We start from the raw sequence: 19800 nt of genomic DNA, 5'->3' as shown, positions 1-19800 counted from the left end.
CCTGTTCAGTCATGAACGGTTTCTCCGGTCTTTTTACTTTTGAACATATCCAGTGCAAGCATCACGGCACCGACAGAAATTGCGCTGTCAGCAAAGTTGAACGCCGGGAAATACCAGCGGTTCTGCCAATGCACCAGAATGAAATCGATCACATGGCCCAAGGCAATGCGGTCATACAAATTGCCCAGCGCGCCACCCAGAACCAGAGCCAGCGCAACCGCCAGCCAGGTTTCGTTGCGCCCCAGGCGCTTGAGCCAGACTACCAGCACCGCACTGACCACCACCGCGATCAGAGCGAACAGCCAGCGCTGCCAACCCGAGCTGTCAGCCAGGAAACTGAACGCCGCGCCAGTGTTGTAGGCCAGGGTCCAGCTGAAGTAATCGGGGATCACCACGATTTGCTGGTACATGCTCAGCGAGCCTTCGAAGTAGAACTTGCTGGCCTGGTCGATGACCAGGACCAGCAAACTCAACCAGAGCCAGCTCAGCCGTCCGAAACGGCCAACGGCGTTAGGCATAGTGACGAACCTCGCCCGCGCCGCTGATGTTGTCGACGCAACGACCGCAGATTTCCGGATGCTCCGGGTTCACGCCGACGTCTTCACGGCAATGCCAGCAACGGGCGCACTTGGCATGGCTCGATTTGACCACTTTGAGCTTCAGGCCGCCAACTTCGGTGACCACTGCGTCGGCCGGAGCCTGCACCAACGGGGCAACGGCGGCAGTCGAGGTGATCAGTACGAAGCGCAGTTCGTTGCTCAGCTTGGCCAGGTCGGCGCTCAGCGCGTCTTCGGCGAACAGCGTCACTTCGGCTTGCAGGTTGCCACCGACGGCCTTCGCTGCGCGCTGGATTTCCATTTCCTTGTTGACTGCCACCTTCACCGCCATGATCCGCTCCCAGTAGGCGCGGTCCAGCTCGAAGCCTTCCGGCAATTCGGTCAGGCCTTCGTACCAGGTGTTGAGCATCACAGACTCGTTACGCTCGCCCGGCAGGTACTGCCACAGCTCGTCGGCGGTGAACGCCAGGATCGGCGCGATCCAGCGCACCAGCGCTTCGCTGATGTGGTACAGCGCGGTTTGCGCCGAACGACGGGCCTTGCTGTTGGCGCCAGTGGTGTACTGACGGTCCTTGATGATGTCGAGGTAGAAACCGCCCAGCTCCTGCACGCAGAAGTTGTGGATCTTGGAGTAGACGTTCCAGAAGCGGTATTCGCCGTAGTGCTCTTGCAGCTCACGTTGCAGCAGCAAGGTGCGATCCACGGCCCAACGGTCCAGCGCCAGCATTTCTTCGGCCGGCAGGATGTCGGTGGCCGGGTTGAAACCGGTCAGGTTGGAAAGCAGGAAGCGCGCGGTGTTACGAATACGCCGATAGGCGTCCGCACTGCGTTGCAGGATTTGCTCGGAAACCGCCATTTCACCCGAGTAGTCGGTAGAAGCGACCCACAGACGCATGATGTCGGCGCCCAGGGTGTCGTTGACCTTCTGCGGCGCGATCACGTTGCCCAAGGATTTGGACATTTTGCGGCCGGATTCGTCGACGGTGAAACCGTGGGTCAGCAGCTCGCGGTACGGCGCGTGGTCGTCGATGGCACAACCGGTCAGCAACGATGAGTGGAACCAGCCGCGGTGTTGGTCCGAACCTTCCAGGTACAGGTCGGCACGTGGACCGGTCTCGTGGCCCATCGAGTGCGAGCCGCGCAGGACGTGCCAGTGCGTGGTGCCCGAGTCGAACCAGACGTCCAGGGTGTCGCTGATCTTGTCGTACAGCGGCGCTTCTTCACCGAGCAACTCGGCGGCGTCCATCTTGAACCAGGCTTCGATGCCTTCGACTTCGACGCGCTGGGCGACAATTTCCATCAATTCGACAGTGCGTGGGTGTAGCTCGCCGCTTTCCTTGTTCAGGAAGAACGGGATCGGCACGCCCCAGTTGCGCTGACGGGAGATGCACCAGTCCGGACGGTTGGCGATCATCGAGTGCAGACGCGCCTGGCCCCAGGCCGGAACAAATTTGGTCTCTTCGATGGCCTTGATTGCCCGCTTGCGCAGGGTTTCGCCGGTTGCAGGCTCTTTGTCCATGCCGATGAACCACTGCGCGGTGGCGCGGTAGATCAGCGGGGTCTTGTGACGCCAGCAGTGCATGTAGCTGTGTTCGATGGTGGTGGTATGCAGCAACGCGCCGACTTCGGTCAGTTTGTCGACGATGGCCGGGTTGGCCTTCCAGATGAACTGGCCACCGAAGAACTCCAGCGATGTCGCGTAGACGCCGTTGCTTTGCACCGGATTGAGGATGTCGTCGTTGACCATGCCATAGGCTTTGCAGGTCACGAAGTCGTCTACGCCATAGGCTGGCGCGGAGTGAACCACACCGGTGCCCGCGCCCAGTTCGACGTAGTCGGCCAGGTAAACCGGCGACAGACGATCGTAGAACGGGTGACGGAAGTTGATCAGTTCCAGTGCTTTACCGGTGGTGGTCGCAATGACCGAACCTTCCCGGCTGTAGCGGGCAAGGCACGACTCGACCAGCTCTTCAGCCAGCACCAGCAGTTTGTCGCCGACGTCGACCAGTGCGTAGTTGAATTCCGGGTGAACGTTCAACGCCTGGTTGGCCGGGATGGTCCACGGGGTGGTGGTCCAGATCACGATCGAGGCGGGTTTGCCCAACGACGGCAGACCGAACGCGGCAGCCAGTTTGGCTTCGTCAGCGATCGGGAACGCCACGTCGATGGTCGCGGATTTTTTGTTCTCGTACTCGACTTCCGCTTCAGCCAGGGCCGAACCGCAGTCAAAGCACCAGTTCACAGGCTTCAGGCCCTTGAACACGAAGCCACCCTTGACGATTTCCGCCAGGGCGCGGATTTCACCGGCCTCGTTTTTGAAGTCCATGGTCTTGTACGGGTTGGCGAAGTCGCCCAACACGCCCAGACGGATGAATTCGGACTTCTGGCCTTCGATCTGCTCGGTGGCGTAGGCACGGCACAGTTCGCGAGTCTTGTCCGCGCCCAGGTTCTTGCCGTGGGTCACTTCGACTTTGTGTTCGATCGGCAGACCGTGGCAGTCCCAGCCCGGAACATAAGGCGCGTCGAAACCCGACAGGGTCTTCGAGCGGATGATCATGTCCTTGAGAATCTTGTTCAGCGCATGACCGATGTGAATCGTGCCGTTGGCGTACGGAGGACCGTCGTGAAGTACGAACTTCGGACGATCCTTGCCAATCTCGCGCAACTTACCGTACAGGCCAATGCTGTCCCAGCGCTGCAGAATCTGCGGTTCGCGCTGAGGCAGGCCGGCCTTCATTGGGAAGGCGGTGTCCGGAAGGTTTAGCGTGGCTTTATAGTCGGTCATTTAAGGCTCTTCATTAGCGATTGGCGCTAGGTGCGACAGGGCACGGGCGGCGGCGACATCCGCATTGATCGCCGTCTTAAGCGCCTCCAGAGAGGCGAAACGCTGCTCTTCACGCAGCTTGTGGTGGAAAACCACCGTCAAACGCCGGTCATACAGATCGCCGGCAAAATCTAAAAGGTGTACTTCGAGGTGGGCTTTGCCATCCCCTTCGACCGTTGGCCGCACGCCAATATTGGCGACGCCTGGCCAGGTCTTGCCGTCGATGTCGACGTTGACCAGATAAACCCCGCTCAACGGCACACGACGACGCTTGAGCTGCACGTTGGCTGTCGGCGTACCCAATTGGCGCGCCAGCTTCTGGCCATGCAGAACCCGCCCGGCAATCCGGTACGGACGACCGAGCAGCCGCTCGGCCAAGGCAAAATCGGCAGCGGCCAGGGCGTTACGCACCTGAGTGCTGCTGACACGAATGCCGTCCAGCACAACGGTCTGCGCCGCTTCGACGGTAAACCCCTGAAGGACGCCAGCCTGTTGCAGGAAATCGAAATCCCCTAGCCGGTCGCAGCCGAAACGGAAATCGTCGCCGACCTCCAGATGCTGCACGCCGAGGCCGTCCACCAGAATAGTATCGACGAATTCGCTGGCGCTGAGTTTGCTCAGGCGCTGATTGAACGCCAGGCACAGCACCCGGTCGACACCTTCCAGGGCCAGCAGCTGCAGTTTGTCCCGCAAGCGGGCCAGACGGGCCGGGGCGGTGTCCGGTGCGAAGAATTCTCGCGGCTGCGGCTCAAAAATCACCACGCAGCTGGGCACGCCCAACTCGAGCGCACGCTCACGCAGCCGGGCCAGGATAGCCTGGTGACCACGGTGAACACCGTCAAAGTTGCCAATAGTGGCGACACAGCCCCGATGCTGGGGGCGCAGGTTGTGGAGGCCTCGAACCAGCTGCATAACGCGCTTCTTGCTCATAAAGTGGTCGATTATAACCACACCCGGCGGCCGACGACAGGCAACACCGTAACCCAAAGTGATCGAGCCGACAAAACCGTCGGCCCGCCCGTGTTTATCGAGACAAAAGCCTCAGCTCAGCGCTTTGCGATTGAAGTCGCGCAAACGGAAGCCCATCAACAGCAACATGCCGAAATAGACCACCACGCCGGCGATCACCAATGCGCCCAGTCGCAGCAAACGCTCCAGCATATGCCCTTCCGCCCAAGCCGGCATGAAGTGCATTGCGCCCAGCAATACCGCGGACATCACCGCCACCGCCACCAGCAGTTTGAGACCGAACTTCGCCCAGCCCGGTTGCGGCTGATACATCTGCTGCTTGCGCAACTGATAGAACAACAGCCCGGCATTGATGCAGGCGCCCGCGCTGATGGCCAGGGCCAGACCGGCATGAGCCAGCGGACCGATCAGCACCAGGTTGAACAGCTGAGTGACGATCAGGGTGAAAATCGCGATTTTTACCGGAGTGCGGATGTTTTGTTGCGCATAAAAGCCTGGCGCCAGCACTTTGATCACGATAATCCCCAGCAAGCCGACGGAATAGGCAATCAACGCGCGCTGGGTCATGACCGCATCGAATGCGCTGAATTGGCCGTACTGGAACAACGAAACCGTCAGCGGCTCAGCCAGAATCCCCAGCGCCAGGGCGCACGGCAATACCAGCATGAAGCACAGGCGCAACCCCCAATCGAGGATCCGCGAGTATTCGTGGCGATCCTGGCTGGCATAGGTCCTGGCCAGCGTGGGCAGCAGAATCGTGCCCAGTGCCACACCCAGTACACCGGATGGCAATTCCATCAGGCGATCGGCGTAATACATCCAGGAAACGGAACCCGCCACCAGAAACGAAGCAAATATGGTGTTGATGATCAGCGAAATCTGGCTCACCGAAACGCCGATGATCGCTGGCAGCATCTGCTTCATGACCCGCCAGACACCGCTATCGCGCAGGCTCAGGCGCGGCAGCACCAGCATGCCGATTTTTTTCAGGTGCGGCAGCTGAAACAGCAATTGCGCCAGGCCACCCACCAGAACGGCCCAGCCCAGCGCCATGACCGGTGGATCGAAATACGGCGTCAGGAACACCGCAAAGATGATCATGCTGACATTGAGCAGGGTCGGCACGAAGGCCGGGACCGAGAAGCGGTTCCAGGTATTGAGGATCGCGCCGGCCAATGAAGACAGGGAGATCAGCAATATATAAGGAAAAGTGACCCGCAGCAGATCGGTGGTCAGCTCGAATTTTTCCGGGGTCGTGACGAAACCCGGTGCCGTGGCCCAGATGACCCAGGGCGCAGCGAGCATGCCCAGCGCGGTGACCAGCGCCAGCACCAGCGTCAGCAGGCCCGAGACGTAGGCAATGAAGGTTCGCGTCGCCTCCTCGCCCTTCTGGCTTTTATATTCGGCGAGAATCGGCACGAACGCCTGGGAAAATGCTCCCTCGGCGAAGATCCGCCGCAGCAGATTGGGCAGTTTGAAGGCGATAAAGAAGGCGTCGGTCGCCATTCCCGCACCAAATGCGCGAGCGATGAGGGTGTCGCGAACGAACCCCAACACCCGGGAAACCATCGTGATAGAGCTGACAGCGGCCAACGATTTGAGCAGATTCATTGAAAGAGTTTATGCCTGTCGATAAACAGCAGGCGAACAACGCGCCCACTTATGCGATACTCCGCGCCGCAACAGCACAGAGCCAAAGCTCGCGAGTTTACAGGTCGCACGCCGGAAAGAAATATCCCGGCGCTCTATACCTGCCACTTAGCGGATCGTCTCAACCGCCCTTGACAAGACATCAACTCATCGGCATGATTCGCGGCCTATTTTGTTTGCTATTTCCTAAAAAGTCTTTCGAGGAGCTCGACGGTGGCCAACACACCTTCCGCCAAAAAACGTGCAAAACAGGCTGAGAAGCGTCGCAGCCACAACGCCAGCCTGCGTTCCATGGTTCGTACCTACATCAAGAATGTAGTTAAGGCCATCGACGCAAAAGACGCTGCCAAAGCTCAAGCTGCTTACGTTCTGGCTGTGCCAGTTATCGACCGTATGGCCGATAAAGGCATCATCCACAAGAACAAAGCTGCTCGTCATAAGAGCCGCCTGAATGGCCACGTAAAGGCCCTGAACGTTGCCGCTGCTGCCTAAGCGACACGCTCATTAAAAAACCGACCCCAGGGTCGGTTTTTTATTGCCTGGGATTTGGCAAATACCACGCAAAAAAAATGTGGGAGCGGGCTTGCTCGCGAATGCGGCGTAACAGTCAACATAGATGCTGAATGTCAGCCAGTCTTCGCGAGCAAGCCCGCTCCCACATTTTGATCTTTGCTAGCTTATTGAGCGTGTGCCCACGGCAAAATCGGAATCGCCGTCACCGCATTCTGCGGGCTGCCCTCGATCAAACGATCGCTATAAACCAGATACACCAGCGTATTGCGCTTCTTGTCGAGGAATCGCACCACCTGCATGGTCTTGAACACCAGGGACGTGCGCTCCTTGAACACCTCCTCGCCATCCTTGAGCTCACCCTTGAAGTTGATCGGCCCGACCTGGCGGCACGCAATAGACGCTTCAGCGCGATCCTCAGCCAGACCCAACCCACCCTTTACCCCGCCAGTCTTGGCGCGCGACAGGTAGCAAGTCACGCCATCCACTTTCGGGTCATCAAACGCCTCGACAACGATACGGTCGTTCGGGCCGACGAACTTGAACACCGTCGACACCTGGCCAATTTCATCGGCCGAGGCCAACAGCGGCATCGCCAACAACAAGCCCAATAATCCTTTTGCCATACGCATTCAGGTATTCCTTCAGACCAGAATCAGGTTATCGCGGTGAACCAGTTCCGGCTCCGCCATGTAACCCAGCAGACCGACAATCGCCTCAGACGACTGACCGATGATTTTTTGTGCTTCCAGAGCACTGTAGTTAGCCAGGCCACGGGCGATTTCACGACCGTCCGGCGCCACACAGACCACCATTTCGCCGCGACGGAAACTGCCCTGGACCAGCTTGACGCCCACCGGCAGCAAACTTTTGTTGCCTTGGGACAACGCCGTCACCGCCCCCGCATCCAGCACCAGCGTGCCGCGAGTTTGCAGATGCCCAGCCAGCCACTGCTTGCGCGCCGCCAGCATGCCACGCTCAGGTGACAACAAGGTACCGATGCGCTCGCCCGCCTTGAGACGATCCAGCACGCGATCAATGCGGCCGCCGACAATGATGGTGTGCGCACCGGAACGCGCGGCCAGACGCGCAGCGCGCAACTTGGTCTGCATTCCACCACGACCCAGTGCACCGCCCGTGCTGCCAGCCACCGCATCCAGCGCCGGATCATCGGCACGCGCCTCGTAAATCAGCTTGGCATCGGGATTGTTGCGCGGATCGGCGTCGAACATGCCGTCGCGATCGGTGAGGATCACCAGCAAATCAGCTTCAACCAGATTCGCCACCAACGCTGCCAACGTGTCGTTGTCGCCGAAACGGATTTCGTCAGTGACCACAGTGTCGTTCTCGTTGATCACCGGGATCACCTTGAGCTCGACCAGCGCGCGCAAGGTACTGCGAGCGTTCAGGTAGCGCTTGCGGTCGGACAAATCGTCGTGAGTCAGGAGAATCTGCGCGGTATGCCGGCCATGCTCGGCGAAGCTCGACTCCCAGGCCTGCACCAACCCCATCTGACCGATAGCGGCAGCGGCCTGCAACTCGTGCATTGCACTGGGTCGTACAGTCCAGCCCAAGCGGCTCATACCCGCCGCCACTGCCCCGGAGGACACCAGCACCAGTTCAACACCCGCCTCGTGCAGGGCAACCATCTGCTCGACCCAGACACCCATTGCCGCGCGATCCAGGCCTTTGCCGTCCGCCGTCAGCAAAGCGCTGCCGATCTTCACGACCCAACGCTGCGCACCTGTCACCTTGCTCCGCATCATCTTCAACCTTAGCTTGAGGACAGCACGACCCAGCGCTGCCCATGACGTTATTCGTGACTACTGATTTCCAGATACTAAAACGCCGCTCCAGTGAGCGGCGTTCAAGTTTATCGCAACGGATCAGTCACGCACGTAAATGATTTCCGGACCGTCTTCGTCATCCACATCTTCCTCGTCCCAATCGTCGTCACCGATGTCATGGACCGACTTCACACCACTGCGACGCAGGGCACGCTGATCGTCCAGCGCCTGCAACTGCGCGCGCGCTTCGTCTTCGATGCGCTGATCGAGCTCGGCCAGCTCTTCCTTGTAGGCCGGGTCATTAGCCAGACGATCGGCACGATCTTCCAGGTAACGCATGATGTCATGGCAAAGACGCTCGGTGCCTTGCTTGGCGATCGCGGAGATCACGTAGACCGGACCGGTCCACTCCAGACGATCAACGATTTCCTTGACGCGAGCGTCGTGCTCTTCCTCAAGGATCTGGTCGCACTTGTTCAGCACCAGCCAGCGATCACGCTCAGCCAGGGACGGGCTGAACTTGGTCAGCTCGCTGACGATTACTTCAGCGGCATCCGGAGCACTGGTGTCATCCAGCGGCGCCATGTCGACGAGGTGCAGCAGCAGACGGGTGCGCGACAAGTGCTTGAGGAAACGAATCCCCAGACCTGCGCCGTCGGAAGCACCTTCGATCAGGCCGGGAATGTCCGCCACCACAAAGCTCTTCCAGCGATCGACACTGACAACACCCAGGTTTGGCACCAGAGTGGTGAACGGGTAGTCGGCGACTTTCGGCTTGGCGGCCGATACCGAGCGAATGAAGGTACTTTTGCCGGCGTTCGGCAAACCGAGCAGACCGACGTCCGCCAACACCTTCATTTCCAGTTTCAGGTCGCGCTGCTCACCCGGCTTGCCCGGCGTGGTCTGGCGCGGCGCCCGGTTGGTGCTGGATTTGAAACGAGTGTTACCCAGACCGTGCCAGCCGCCGTGAGCCACCAGCAGACGCTGACCAGCCTTGGTCAAGTCGCCGATCACTTCCTGAGTCGCGGAATCGATAACGGTAGTGCCGACCGGAACGCGCAGCACCAACTCCTCACCTTTCTTGCCGGTGCAGTCAGTGCTGCCGCCGTTGGAACCACGCTCGGCATCGAAGTGCCGGGTGTAACGGTAGTCCACCAGGGTATTGAGGTTTTCGTCGGCGACCATGTAGACCGAGCCGCCATCACCGCCATCACCGCCGTTCGGGCCGCCGTTTTCAATGAATTTTTCACGACGGAAGCTCATGCAACCGTTGCCGCCGTCCCCGGCCTTTACTCGAATCGATACTTCATCAACAAACTTCATAACAAAACGCCTCTCGCCATACGGACGAGCCGAAAAAACCTAGACATAAGACTCTTGCAAAAATGAGCGCAGCGACCTCAATCAACGACCGCCAATACAGCGCTGGAGCCCATCACAAACAGCTTTGCAAGAGACTCACCCCACAAACGAAAAAGCCCCGTCGCAAGACAGGGCTTTTCCAGCAACTACGTAATTATGCCGCGACGACGTCAGTCTTCGGAACAATGCTTACGTAACGACGACCGAAGGCGCCTTTTACTTCGAACTTGATCACGCCGTCGATTTTAGCGAACAGAGTGTGATCTTTGCCCATGCCAACGCCGTAGCCAGCGTGGAATTGGGTGCCGCGCTGACGCACGATGATGTTGCCCGGAATGATAACCTGGCCGCCATACATCTTCACGCCAAGGCGTTTGGCTTCTGAGTCGCGACCGTTACGGGTACTACCACCAGCTTTTTTGTGTGCCATGAGTTCAATTCTCCTAGTGAGGAATTAGGCTGAAATTAAGCCTGAATACCGGTGATTTTGATCTCGGTGTACCACTGGCGGTGGCCCATACGCTTCATGTGGTGCTTACGACGACGGAACTTGATGATGCGGACTTTATCGTGACGACCTTGGGAGATCACTTCAGCCACAACGGTAGCGCCAGGAACAACTGGAGCGCCGATATTCACGTCGTCGCCATTGGCAACCAACAGAACGCGATCAAAAGTAACGGATTCGCCGGTAGCGATTTCCAGTTTTTCGATCTTCAGGTATTCACCTGGAGCAACTTTGTACTGCTTGCCACCAGTAACGATTACTGCATAAGACATGGTATTTCTCCGATAATCCTGCTCACCCAGCTCTTTATAAGAAGAGGTATTGGCTGGCATGGCTGCATAAGGCTGGAAGGCCTGTTTGCAATTGCGTAAGGCAGGTGCTGCCCAGGAAGTTCAGGGTGCGCGATTGTACGCAAGCTTCCGGGGCGATGCAAGAGGCTGTCCATCGCGCCTTGACAGGCCCGGACGTGGGTCCTAGCATGCCGCGCAACCCTTCTGGAGCAACTGTCGCTGATGCAACCCCAAGCTTTCTACCGCGCGGTGGCGGACGATTTTAGCGCCGTCGACGGCATCATCAAGAAACAGCTGACTTCCCGAGTGCCGCTGGTATCGAAAATCGGCGACTACATTACCTCGGCTGGCGGTAAACGCCTGCGCCCGTTGCTCGTGCTGCTGTGCGGCAAGGCACTCGGCCGCGAAGGCGATGACCTGCGCCTGTTGGCCGCGACCATCGAGTTCCTGCACACCGCCACTTTGCTGCATGACGACGTTGTCGACATGTCCGGCATGCGCCGTGGCCGCTCGACCGCCAACGCCATGTGGGGCAATGCGCCGAGCGTGCTGGTGGGCGACTTCCTGTATTCGCGCTCCTTCGAAATGATGGTCGAACTGGGCTCCATGCCGGTGATGAAGATCCTTTCGCAAGCCACGCGCATCATCGCTGAAGGCGAAGTGTTGCAGCTGTCGAAGGTCCGCGACGCCAGCACCACCGAAGAAACCTACATGGAAGTCATCCGCGGCAAAACCGCGATGCTCTTCGAAGCCTCGACCCACAGTGCCGCCGCTCTGGCCGGTGCCTCGCCGGAACAGAGCGAAGCACTGCGCACCTTCGGCGATCACCTGGGGGTGGCCTTCCAATTGGTCGACGACCTGCTGGATTACCGGGGCGATGCCGAAACCCTGGGCAAGAACGTCGGTGACGATCTGGCCGAAGGCAAACCGACGCTGCCGCTGATCTACACCATGCGCGAAGGCACTCCTGAGCAGGCCGCACTGGTTCGTCAGGCGATCCAGAAAGGTGGCATCGAAGATCTGGAAAGCATTCGCGAAGCTGTTGAAGCTTCCGGCTCGCTGGATTACACCGCGCAACTGGCCCGCGATTATGTGGCCCGTGCGATCAAGTGCCTCGACGCCCTGCCCGCCAGCGAATACCGCGATGCGTTGGTTGAGTTGAGTGAGTTCGCGGTCGCCCGCACGCACTGACATTAACGGCAAGATCAAAAGATCGCAGCCTTCGGCAGCTCCTACAGGTGTATACAAAACCCCGCAGTAGCTGCCGATTTGATCTTTTGCTGTCAGCCCCTTCCTGCAACAAAACCCTATATAATGTGCGCTTTTTAGCCATCCTGAATCCAAGGAGCTTTAGTGAGCACGCTGCCACCCTGCCCAAAATGCAATTCCGAATACACCTACGAAGACGGCACCCAGCTGATCTGCCCAGAGTGCGCCCACGAGTGGTCCGCCGGTGGCGAAGCCGAAGTGACTTCCGATGACACCGTGAAAAAGGACTCGGTCGGCAATGTCCTGCAGGACGGCGATACCATCACCGTGATCAAGGACCTCAAGGTCAAAGGCACGTCGCTGGTGGTCAAGGTCGGCACCAAGGTCAAGAACATCCGCCTGTGCGATGGCGATCACGACATCGACTGCAAGATCGATGGCATCGGCCCGATGAAGCTCAAATCCGAGTTCGTCAGAAAAGTCTGAATCTGCTGCATTCCATCCCGCGCCCGGCGTGGGATGGTGCTTCGCCCTTCCCCGAATCACCCAGCATTCCCGCGCAATAGCCAAACGCCAGTCGTTTTGACACTCAGCAATTTCCCCACAGAAAAAAACACAAACCGCCAATAGGCCCTTGCTATTTGATGAATAAGAATTATTCTCATTGAAACCCATCAATGGAGATGAGACTCATGACTTATTTGATCGATGCCTGGCTGGACCGCCCACACCCCTACCTCAGAATCCTGCATCGGGAAACCGGGGAAGTCTGTGCGGTGCTTGAAGAAGAAGCCTTGAACGAGCTACAGGATCAGGGTGATCTGGACGTCAACGGTTTAAGTTCCAGCGAGCCGGTGGTGCTCAAGGAACTGGTGCGCAATCTGTTTCTGTTCTGCTATGCCCGGGCGTTGCGCCCGACGAATGAGCCGCACAACAAGATCGAAATATGAGTAACACTGCAAATATCTGTAGGAGCGAAGCTTGCTCGCGAAACAGGCAACTCGATTCAAGCTTGAAACCGAGTTGATGCCTTCGCGGGCAAGTCGGATCGCCGCACCGCTCGCTCCTACAGGATCACGGGTTTACAGAACGTCGAGCAGTTCGACGTCGAATACCAGTACGCTGTGCGGCGGAATGCTGCCAACGCCTTGAGCGCCGTAAGCCAGTTCGCTCGGCACGTACAGACGCCATTTGCTGCCGGCGTTCATCAGTTGCAGGGCTTCGGTCCAGCCAGCGATAACGCCGCCTACCGGGAATTCTGCAGGCTGACCACGATCGTAGGAGCTGTCGAACACAGTGCCGTCGATCAGAGTGCCGTGGTAGTGAGTGCGCACTTGATCTTCACGGGTCGGCTTGGCGCCTTCACCTTGGGTCAGTACTTCGAATTGCAGGCCGGAAGCCAGCGTGGTGATGCCTTCGCGCTTGGCGTTTTCAGCCAGGAAAGCCAGGCCTTCGCCAGCAGCGGCTTCAGCCTTGGCTGCAGCTTCGGCTTGCATGATTTCGCGGATCACCTTGAAGCTGGCGGACATCTCTTCCTGACCCACACGGCTTGGCTTGCCGGCGAACGCGTCGGTCAGGCCAGCCAGGATTGCGTCCAGGCTAACGCCCGGAGGCGGGTTGTCACGCAGCTGGTCGCCCAACTGACGGCCAATGCCGTAGCTGACGCGGGTTTCGTCGGTAGACAGATTTACTTCGGACATGACACTGCTCCGTTGTGCGGACGGCCCTGGAACTTGCCGTGCATGCACAGCGCATCCCGGAGCGCCCGGAATCAAAAGGGCGAGCAGACTAGCACAGATGCCGTCACGTTGATGAGCCGTGTCGGCCCTGTCACGCGGAACGGAAAGTGATCGGTACCTTCAGGCTTTCCTCGGTGCTGGCACCGCACATTTCATCCTGAACCGAGGTATGCACGACGTTGAACGACAACTTGGGAAAGGCATGAAGCACTTCACGCGCATGCTCGACCGAGCGCAGATGCAATATTTCGCCGTGCGCATCGCACAATGGATGCCCCGCGCCATGCATCCGTGCCTCCAGCACGTAAAACACGCCTTCCATCGAGATCAGGTTCAGCTCATCGACCTTTCCGGCGACGGCATACGCATTCAATTCTTGCAGGTTCATGAGCGCACCTCAGGCATTGGCGAGCCAGGACCTCTACATGGATATGCCTCGGCGGGCCAAAGTACAAGCTACAGACGGCACCACCCGTCTGTTTCACAAAACTGTGGGAGCGTGGCTTGCCCGCGATGGCATCACCGCGGTTTATCGTCAGACCGAGGTGATGCTATCGCGGGCAAGCCACGCTCCCACAAGGATTAGTCGATCAGTGCTTGGTCAGCTTGTCCAGATAGCCCATGGCAAACGCCGACACCACGAAGGTCATGTGAATGACCACGTACCACTTCAAATGCTCGGGATCGACGTTCTTGGCGTCCATGAAGATCCGTAGCAGGTGGATCGACGAAATCGCCACGATGGAAGCTGCGACCTTCATCTTCAACGAAGACGAATCCATGGTGCCCAGCCAGTTGAGCTTTTCCTTGCTGTCGTCGATATCCAGCTGAGAAACGAAGTTTTCGTAGCCAGAGATCATCACCATCACCAGCAAGCCGCCCACCAGCGCCATGTCGATCAGCGACAGCAGTACCAGTATCAGATCCGACTCGGCCATCGAGAACACGTTAGGAATGACGTGGAAGACTTCCTGGAAGAATTTCAGTGCCAACGCCAGCAAGCCCAGGGACAAACCGAAATAGATCGGCGCCAGTAACCAGCGGGAGGCGTACATTGCATTTTCGATAAAGCGTTCCATTGAATCTCACACAAGGGGCTGGAAATGGCGGCGAGTATAACAGCCACCTGTTACACCCAGAAACCGCCGGAAAATCCGTAACCTGCGTGTGTGTGACAAAGTTTTTCTGCTAGTGTCCAGATGATTGACAGGTCAGCGACGTCGGACAGGAAGACTGGAAATGGATGTGCGATTGCCGTTAACGAGTGCCGGGCTTTGCTTCGCATTATTGCTCGGTGGCTGCTCACCCAGCGATGAGAAACGCCAGGTCAGCCTCGAAGAAAAGATCGCACAGTTCGAACAATCCCTGGAGACGATCGAGGACCCAAAACTCAAGAATGCCGTAGCCGAGCTAGGCGGTTCCCTATTGTTACTCGAGCGTGCACAACTCAAACTCGACACCAAACCAGTGGTCACCGAATACGGCGAAGACGCCCTCGCCGTGCTCAAGCACTACCCCACACCCCAGGCCCTGGTCGACACCTACATTAACGGTCTGTTCGTGTTACACAAGGAGTCCAGCTCGGATTACCTGACCGATCTGCAACCGGTATTCCCCTTCAACTTCAACATTCCGGGCGCGTTCTTTTTTCCTCATGGCCTGGAATGGCAATCGGTGACCCTGAGCAATAAGCGCGTCATCGCGTTCCAGCCGGAATGGTCGGAAACCGATCCCGGCATTCAGCTGAGCCCGTCGAGCTCCAACCTGACCAACCCCGATGATTTGACGGTGACCTACCCCTTCATCGAAGGCCTGGAGGTGGACAAGAAGAACCAACCACAACCGGTGAGCCTGCAAGGCAAGGTGGAAGTCATCGCCCCACGCCGACTCTACAGTTTCGACCTGACGAAAAAGGACGTCGGCCAGACTCGCACCAACGACAATCTCAGTGTCACCTTATTGAAACTGGGCAATAACTACGCCGAAATCGAATTCAGTAACAGCGCGCCGCTGGCCCCCGAGATACGTGACATATCACTCACCCCATTGATCGTTCAGGCCAGGGACGCCACCGGGCAATTCCTCTCTCGTTCAGGTGCGATCAACGAAACCGCCGCGCAAATTGCGTTTTATCAAAAACAGCTGGCGCAGATGCAACAGCAGAAGGCCTGGAGCGAAGCGTTCGAAAAACAGCTCGATGACGAGCAGCGCGCGTTTGAACAACAACAAACCCGGCATTACACCAAGGTCTACTTCAACGGCCCGATCGACACCATCGAAGTGAGCCTGCTGGACTTCTCGGCGGTCACGGTGACCCACAAGGTCCTGAACCTGCCGATACGCCGCTTCGACCCGCACACCACGGAAAAAACCATCCAGCCGCTGACGTTGCCGGTTGTGGTGTATGACGACCAGGCTGCGACTTGGCTCAAGGGCGCAACGTTGAGCGAGGAGCAACTGAAAAGAAGCATCAGCATCAGTCAGTCGGTCGATGAACCAAGTGCCGCCCGCATCGAATTCAATCACCCCAGAAGCTTCAATGACGAACTGCTCGGCACCTCTTTCAATCCCGGCGAAAGCCCGGTGACGTTCTTTACCCAAGACCGCAATGGCCAGCGCGATGGGCCGATAGAGCTGCCGTCGGAGGCGTATGAGGTCGATCCGATCCGCGGCGCCATCACCTATGATCTGAACCTGTTTCCGGAAACACCGGCCTACGCCGTGGGCTCCATGCCGCACTTTCTGGCGACTATCGACCAGCAAACATACGACGCCCGCCAGTTGCCCAAAGGCCTGGAGTTCAAAGGGAATGCATTGGTGGTGGATTTGAAACTGTTTCCCGCCCAGGACTGGCGTTTTTTCGCCAAGGACGACAGCGGCAATTATTTGAAAGAGATTCTGTCGGTCAGTCACGACGCGAGCGCGCAAGGCCCGGCGTTATTTGCAGTGCATTACTTCTATGGCCAGCCCACACGTCTGGAAACTTATCAGCGAACCAACCTCACCACCGTGCAATATGGGTTTGAGGTCAAACTCGACAAGGCTGAGCCAGGCAGCCTTGATCAATAGCCTGTTCAGTGCTCGGGCCGAAACTCGGGTCCGCTAAGGTTGCGGTAACGACCACCATTGATCTCTCGCAACTGGGCTTGCAGATGCAGGCACCAGATTTGCGGGTCGTCGGCCAGTTCGTAACCATGCAAGGTCAGACTTTCAACGATGGTGTCGAGGATCGATTCCGCCACGACCGGCCCACGGAACGGGCCTTGGGCCTTGATGGCAGAAGGCTGCTCGCCGGCCATTCCGGCGGCGAAGAGCAAGGTCCACATGCCCGTATCTCCCGCCAGCGGGCGGATAGCACATTCGATACGGGTCACAAGGCCCAGGCATTGACGGGTGAGACAGAGGTTGCGCGACATGGCGGCGACCCTCGATAGATCCGGTATTCAGCCTCCACGGGAAGGCTGTCTCGATCCAGTGATTACTGTCGATATCCTTGAGCAGATAATAGAAGAAAAGTCTGGCTCGCACGCGAACCAGAATCAGAAGGTGCCGAGTGGTCGCTGCGCAAATATTGACGCCATTTCGATGGCGCTCTTTTGCATTGAATACAGTCTGCAAAACACTACAGAACCTGTGGGAGCGGGCTTGCTCGCGAAGGCGGCATAACAGTCGACATTGATGTTGAATGTTAGTCAGTCTTCGCGAGCAAGCCCGCTCCCACATGGGGTTGTGTCAGGCCGGTTTGATTTCCAGCATCGCTTCCTGTGCCAACTCCTTTTCGGCTTCCTTGAGGTCTTCCTCGCTGATCATTTCCGCAATCACCCGCAAGCGTTCCACTACCCGCGCGTTGATGCTGCCTTCAGGGAATGCGCCATTCTCATCCGGCGCGCCGGCTGGCTCGCCGACCAACAGGCTCAGAGCCTCGTCGGCCTGGCGCACCGCGTAGACATGGAACTGCCCCGCGCGCACCGCCGCCAGCACCTTTTCGTCGAGCATCAGCGTGGCGACGTTGGCCTGAGGAATGATCGCCCCTTGCTCCCCCGTCAAACCACGGGCTTCGCAGAGTCGGAAGAAACCTTCGATCTTCTCGTTGACCCCACCCACCGCCTGCACTTCACCGAACTGGTTGATCGAACCGGTAATCGCGAAACACTGCTTGAGCGGGGTTTTCGACAAGGCCGAGATCAGCGTGCATGCCTCCCCCAGCGACGCGCTGTCACCGTCGACATAACCGTAGGACTGCTCCAGGGCGATACTCGCGGAAATCGCCAGCGGAAACTCCTGGGCATAACGGCTGCCTAGATACCCGGTAAGGATCATCACGCCTTTGGAGTGGATCGGCTGACCGAGGTTGACCTCGCGCTCGATGTCGACGATGCCGCTGCCGCCTGGATAAACCGTGGCGGAAATCCGCGCTGGAATCCCGAAGGCCGAATCGCCGACTTCCAGTACCGTCAGCCCGTTGCACTTGCCAACAGCCGCGCCATCGGTGTCGATCAGAATGATCCCGGCCAGCATGTCATCGAGAATCCGCGCCGAAACACGCCCGGTACGGGTGGCCTTGGCCTTGAGCGCACGCTCGATGTGCCCGGCGTCGGTCATGTCGTCACCCGCCAGGTCACGAATGAAATCCGCCTCGCTGACCAGCTGGAACAGATCGCCGATCCGCGCCGACAAACGTCCCTGATGTTCTGCCAGACGCGCGCTGTAAGTCGCCAGACGCGCCACCGCATCGGCGGTCAGCGGCGCCATGCCTTCCTCGGACGTACGGGTTTTGAGCAACTGGGCGAACTGCTCCAGGCTCTCGTCGACCATCGGGATGTCTTCGTCGAAATCCACCAGGACGCGGAACATCTCCTGGAAGTCCGGATCGAGGTCTTGCAACGTGTAGTAGAGCTGTCGGGCGCCGATGATGACGACTTTCACCTGCAACGGAATGTGTTGCGGTGTCAGCGTCACGGTGGCCAGCCGGCCCAACTCACCCAGAGGCGATTCCATTTTCAGCTTGCGCGATTGCAGGGCGCGTTTGAGCGCATCCCAGACAAAAGGCTCACTGAGCATTTTTTCCGCTTCGAGAATCAGGAAACCGCCGTTGGCCCGGTGCAGCGCACCCGGTCGCAGCTGCCGATAGGTGGTGTAGAGCGCGCCCTGATCGGTGCTGTATTCGATGCGTCCAAACAGGTTGTCGTAGGTCGGATGCGGCTCGAACACCACGGGCGCGCCGCCACTGAACGGATGACCGACCACCAGGCTGGGGGCGTATTGCTCTTCCAGTAGCTTGCGGGCGATGGCGTCGGTCTTGCTGTCGTCCACCAGTTGCTCGACCACCGTCTTGAGCAGGTACACCTGCATCGCTTGCAGGTAACCGCAAACGCCGGCGTTTTCCGCGTACTTTTCCGACAGCGGCGCGAGCAATGGCTGCAAGGCCAGGGTGATGGTTTCTTCGTTGAGCTGACGCAGTTGATTGCTCGACTCGCGCTTCCATTGCGGCAAGCTGGCGAGTTCTTCGTTCAACCGCTCTTCCAGCCCGGCAATGTCGTCATGAAAACGTTCGCGCTCGGCTTCCGGCAACTGGGCGAACTCAGCCTCATCCAGTGCCTTGCCTTCGCTCATCGGGGTGAAGGCGATATTGCTGCTGTCGCGGTAGAGCGCGACCTCTTTCTCCAGCGCCAGACGCTCGATCACATCCAGTGCACGGTCATAACGCTGGTTGAAAGCGCGGTCAATGGCGCTTTTCTTCTGCTGGTAGGACGGGTGCTCGAACACAGCCGGAAAGGTCGCCAGCAGGTTGTCGATCAAACCGTTGATGTCGCCGATGAAGGCTCCGGCGGTGCCCGACGGCAATTCCAACGCACGAGGCTCGCGCGGCTCATCGAAATTATTGACGTAGACCCAGTCAGCCGGGGTCTGCAGGCGTTTGCCTTCGGCCTTGAGGTAGCGTTTGACGAACGAAAAACGGCCGGTGCCGGGCTCGCCCATGACGAATACGTTATAACCGGGGCGTGGCATGGCCACACCGAACTGCAAGGCTTCAACCGCACGTTCCTGGCCAAGCACACCGCGGAAGGGCTCCAGATCATTAGTGGTAGAGAAGCTGAACTGTTCAGCGGAAAACGGACGGGTCAGCGCTTCAGGCGCTAGACGCAAGCTGGCAGCAACAGGATCAGGCATCGGGCTTCCTTACATCAGGCGGGGCAGATAGCGGCATTCTGGCGCTGCCCGTACCTCACTGGCAAGGCGCGCGCTTAGACAAAGCGCCAACCCCGGGCCGAGCAGCTCAAAATCAATGTTTTCAACGAATGTTTCGCAAAAAGTAACGGAACCCCCGGAACGTGCCTAAACTCCAAACTGCGCGGCTGGATGATAACCGGCCCACTGGCACCATTAGGGGCCAG

At 58.5% G+C, this 19800-nt stretch carries 20 protein-coding genes; 6 read left to right on the top strand and 14 right to left on the bottom strand.

What is annotated here, in order from left to right; all coding sequences use genetic code 11:
* Positions 1-5 precede the first annotated feature (5 nt).
* The 4 genes from lspA to murJ form a co-directional block, all read right to left on the bottom strand.
* Positions 6-518 carry a signal peptidase II gene (lspA, locus tag AB7M26_RS09675; protein ID WP_007901890.1) on the bottom strand — a complete coding sequence of 171 codons (513 nt, stop codon included), beginning with the start codon at positions 516-518 and terminating at the stop codon, positions 6-8.
* Positions 511-3342 carry an isoleucine--tRNA ligase gene (gene ileS / locus AB7M26_RS09670; protein ID WP_123497108.1) on the bottom strand — a complete coding sequence of 944 codons (2832 nt, stop codon included), beginning with the start codon at positions 3340-3342 and terminating at the stop codon, positions 511-513. Before ileS ends, lspA begins: the two co-directional genes overlap by 8 nt.
* On the bottom strand, positions 3343-4293 hold the full coding sequence (ribF, locus tag AB7M26_RS09665; protein ID WP_185022145.1) for a bifunctional riboflavin kinase/FAD synthetase: 951 nt from the start codon (positions 4291-4293) through the stop codon (positions 3343-3345). It lies immediately after the preceding gene.
* A gap of 129 nt (positions 4294-4422) precedes the next feature.
* Positions 4423-5961 carry a murein biosynthesis integral membrane protein MurJ gene (murJ, locus tag AB7M26_RS09660; RefSeq protein WP_123497106.1) on the bottom strand — a complete coding sequence of 513 codons (1539 nt, stop codon included), beginning with the start codon at positions 5959-5961 and terminating at the stop codon, positions 4423-4425.
* A gap of 252 nt (positions 5962-6213) precedes the next feature.
* On the opposite strand from murJ, the gene rpsT reads away from it, so the two are divergent.
* Positions 6214-6492, top strand: coding sequence for a 30S ribosomal protein S20 (gene rpsT / locus AB7M26_RS09655; RefSeq protein ID WP_007901883.1), 279 nt, complete (start codon positions 6214-6216; stop codon positions 6490-6492).
* A 185-nt stretch (positions 6493-6677) separates the two neighbouring features.
* Here rpsT and AB7M26_RS09650 read toward each other — a convergent pair whose 3' ends face one another.
* The 5 genes from AB7M26_RS09650 to rplU all read right to left on the bottom strand — a co-directional run bounded on the left by AB7M26_RS09650 (position 6678) and on the right by rplU (position 10439).
* Positions 6678-7142, bottom strand: a complete 465-nt coding sequence (locus tag AB7M26_RS09650) for a CreA family protein (protein ID WP_123497104.1) — start codon at positions 7140-7142, stop codon at positions 6678-6680.
* A gap of 12 nt (positions 7143-7154) precedes the next feature.
* Positions 7155-8273 carry a glutamate 5-kinase gene (gene proB / locus AB7M26_RS09645; protein WP_032830120.1) on the bottom strand — a complete coding sequence of 373 codons (1119 nt, stop codon included), beginning with the start codon at positions 8271-8273 and terminating at the stop codon, positions 7155-7157.
* A gap of 123 nt (positions 8274-8396) precedes the next feature.
* A complete protein-coding gene (gene cgtA / locus AB7M26_RS09640; protein WP_007901876.1) occupies positions 8397-9620 on the bottom strand; it encodes an Obg family GTPase CgtA in 1224 nt (407 codons plus the stop codon).
* A gap of 193 nt (positions 9621-9813) precedes the next feature.
* Positions 9814-10089 (bottom strand): 50S ribosomal protein L27, encoded by a 276-nt coding sequence (gene rpmA / locus AB7M26_RS09635; protein WP_007901871.1) that lies wholly within the window; start codon positions 10087-10089, stop codon positions 9814-9816.
* Between the two features lie 35 nt (positions 10090-10124).
* Positions 10125-10439: a 50S ribosomal protein L21 gene (rplU, locus tag AB7M26_RS09630; protein WP_007901869.1), complete on the bottom strand. Its 315-nt coding sequence runs from the start codon at positions 10437-10439 to the stop codon at positions 10125-10127.
* 240 nt (positions 10440-10679) lie between these two features.
* On the opposite strand from rplU, the gene AB7M26_RS09625 reads away from it, so the two are divergent.
* The 3 genes from AB7M26_RS09625 (at position 10680) to AB7M26_RS09615 (ending at position 12616) form a co-directional block, all read left to right on the top strand.
* Positions 10680-11648 (top strand): polyprenyl synthetase family protein, encoded by a 969-nt coding sequence (locus AB7M26_RS09625; RefSeq protein WP_030129461.1) that lies wholly within the window; start codon positions 10680-10682, stop codon positions 11646-11648.
* 162 nt (positions 11649-11810) lie between these two features.
* A complete protein-coding gene (locus AB7M26_RS09620) occupies positions 11811-12152 on the top strand; it encodes a zinc ribbon domain-containing protein YjdM (protein WP_123497102.1) in 342 nt (113 codons plus the stop codon).
* A gap of 206 nt (positions 12153-12358) precedes the next feature.
* Entirely contained in the window at positions 12359-12616 is a 258-nt protein-coding gene (locus AB7M26_RS09615; protein ID WP_123497100.1) for a PA4570 family protein, read from the top strand.
* 132 nt (positions 12617-12748) lie between these two features.
* On the opposite strand, the gene AB7M26_RS09610 is transcribed toward AB7M26_RS09615, so the two are convergent.
* From AB7M26_RS09610 to AB7M26_RS09600, 3 genes are all read right to left on the bottom strand, one after another.
* Positions 12749-13366 carry an FKBP-type peptidyl-prolyl cis-trans isomerase gene (locus AB7M26_RS09610; protein WP_007901858.1) on the bottom strand — a complete coding sequence of 206 codons (618 nt, stop codon included), beginning with the start codon at positions 13364-13366 and terminating at the stop codon, positions 12749-12751.
* Positions 13367-13496: 130 nt separating this feature from the next.
* On the bottom strand, positions 13497-13793 hold the full coding sequence (locus AB7M26_RS09605) for a DUF6482 family protein (RefSeq protein ID WP_123497098.1): 297 nt from the start codon (positions 13791-13793) through the stop codon (positions 13497-13499).
* Positions 13794-13995: 202 nt separating this feature from the next.
* Positions 13996-14484: a TIGR00645 family protein gene (locus AB7M26_RS09600; protein ID WP_007901849.1), complete on the bottom strand. Its 489-nt coding sequence runs from the start codon at positions 14482-14484 to the stop codon at positions 13996-13998.
* A gap of 160 nt (positions 14485-14644) precedes the next feature.
* Here AB7M26_RS09600 and AB7M26_RS09595 point away from each other — a divergent pair, with 160 nt between their 5' ends.
* Positions 14645-16474: a hypothetical protein gene (locus tag AB7M26_RS09595; protein WP_123497096.1), complete on the top strand. Its 1830-nt coding sequence runs from the start codon at positions 14645-14647 to the stop codon at positions 16472-16474.
* A 5-nt stretch (positions 16475-16479) separates the two neighbouring features.
* On the opposite strand, the gene AB7M26_RS09590 is transcribed toward AB7M26_RS09595, so the two are convergent.
* The gene (locus tag AB7M26_RS09590) at positions 16480-16821 is read right to left on the bottom strand and encodes a PA4575 family protein (RefSeq protein WP_007901845.1); all 342 of its coding nucleotides are present in this window, start codon (positions 16819-16821) and stop codon (positions 16480-16482) included.
* Between AB7M26_RS09590 and AB7M26_RS09585 the strand changes: the two genes are divergently transcribed.
* Positions 16820-17071 carry a hypothetical protein gene (locus tag AB7M26_RS09585; RefSeq protein WP_123497094.1) on the top strand — a complete coding sequence of 84 codons (252 nt, stop codon included), beginning with the start codon at positions 16820-16822 and terminating at the stop codon, positions 17069-17071. The two genes, AB7M26_RS09590 and AB7M26_RS09585, sit on opposite strands and share 2 nt — an antisense overlap.
* A 66-nt stretch (positions 17072-17137) precedes the next feature.
* On the opposite strand, the gene AB7M26_RS09580 is transcribed toward AB7M26_RS09585, so the two are convergent.
* Positions 17138-19576, bottom strand: coding sequence for a Lon protease family protein (locus tag AB7M26_RS09580; RefSeq protein ID WP_123497091.1), 2439 nt, complete (start codon positions 19574-19576; stop codon positions 17138-17140).
* Positions 19577-19800 lie beyond the last annotated feature (224 nt).

The sequence above is a fragment of the Pseudomonas sp. F-14 TE3482 genome, assembly GCF_053629455.1.
This window is presented reverse-complemented; position numbering and strand designations above follow the sequence as displayed.

Bases quoted from the DNA above. Each gene is read 5' to 3' on its own strand.
- lspA (WP_007901890.1), bottom strand. From the start codon at position 518: ATGCCTAACGCCGTTGGCCGTTTCGGACGGCTGAGCTGGCTCTGGTTG.
- ileS (WP_123497108.1), bottom strand. From the start codon at position 3,342: ATGACCGACTATAAAGCCACGCTAAACCTTCCGGACACCGCCTTCCCA.
- ribF (WP_185022145.1), bottom strand. From the start codon at position 4,293: ATGCAGCTGGTTCGAGGCCTCCACAACCTGCGCCCCCAGCATCGGGGC.
- murJ (WP_123497106.1), bottom strand. From the start codon at position 5,961: ATGAATCTGCTCAAATCGTTGGCCGCTGTCAGCTCTATCACGATGGTT.
- AB7M26_RS09650 (WP_123497104.1), bottom strand. From the start codon at position 7,142: ATGCGTATGGCAAAAGGATTATTGGGCTTGTTGTTGGCGATGCCGCTG.
- proB (WP_032830120.1), bottom strand. From the start codon at position 8,273: ATGCGGAGCAAGGTGACAGGTGCGCAGCGTTGGGTCGTGAAGATCGGC.
- cgtA (WP_007901876.1), bottom strand. From the start codon at position 9,620: ATGAAGTTTGTTGATGAAGTATCGATTCGAGTAAAGGCCGGGGACGGC.
- rpmA (WP_007901871.1), bottom strand. From the start codon at position 10,089: ATGGCACACAAAAAAGCTGGTGGTAGTACCCGTAACGGTCGCGACTCA.
- rplU (WP_007901869.1), bottom strand. From the start codon at position 10,439: ATGTCTTATGCAGTAATCGTTACTGGTGGCAAGCAGTACAAAGTTGCT.
- AB7M26_RS09625 (WP_030129461.1), top strand. From the start codon at position 10,680: ATGCAACCCCAAGCTTTCTACCGCGCGGTGGCGGACGATTTTAGCGCC.
- AB7M26_RS09615 (WP_123497100.1), top strand. From the start codon at position 12,359: ATGACTTATTTGATCGATGCCTGGCTGGACCGCCCACACCCCTACCTC.
- AB7M26_RS09610 (WP_007901858.1), bottom strand. From the start codon at position 13,366: ATGTCCGAAGTAAATCTGTCTACCGACGAAACCCGCGTCAGCTACGGC.
- AB7M26_RS09605 (WP_123497098.1), bottom strand. From the start codon at position 13,793: ATGAACCTGCAAGAATTGAATGCGTATGCCGTCGCCGGAAAGGTCGAT.
- AB7M26_RS09600 (WP_007901849.1), bottom strand. From the start codon at position 14,484: ATGGAACGCTTTATCGAAAATGCAATGTACGCCTCCCGCTGGTTACTG.
- AB7M26_RS09595 (WP_123497096.1), top strand. From the start codon at position 14,645: ATGGATGTGCGATTGCCGTTAACGAGTGCCGGGCTTTGCTTCGCATTA.
- AB7M26_RS09585 (WP_123497094.1), top strand. From the start codon at position 16,820: ATGGCGGCGACCCTCGATAGATCCGGTATTCAGCCTCCACGGGAAGGC.
- AB7M26_RS09590 (WP_007901845.1), bottom strand. From the start codon at position 16,821: ATGTCGCGCAACCTCTGTCTCACCCGTCAATGCCTGGGCCTTGTGACC.
- AB7M26_RS09580 (WP_123497091.1), bottom strand. From the start codon at position 19,576: ATGCCTGATCCTGTTGCTGCCAGCTTGCGTCTAGCGCCTGAAGCGCTG.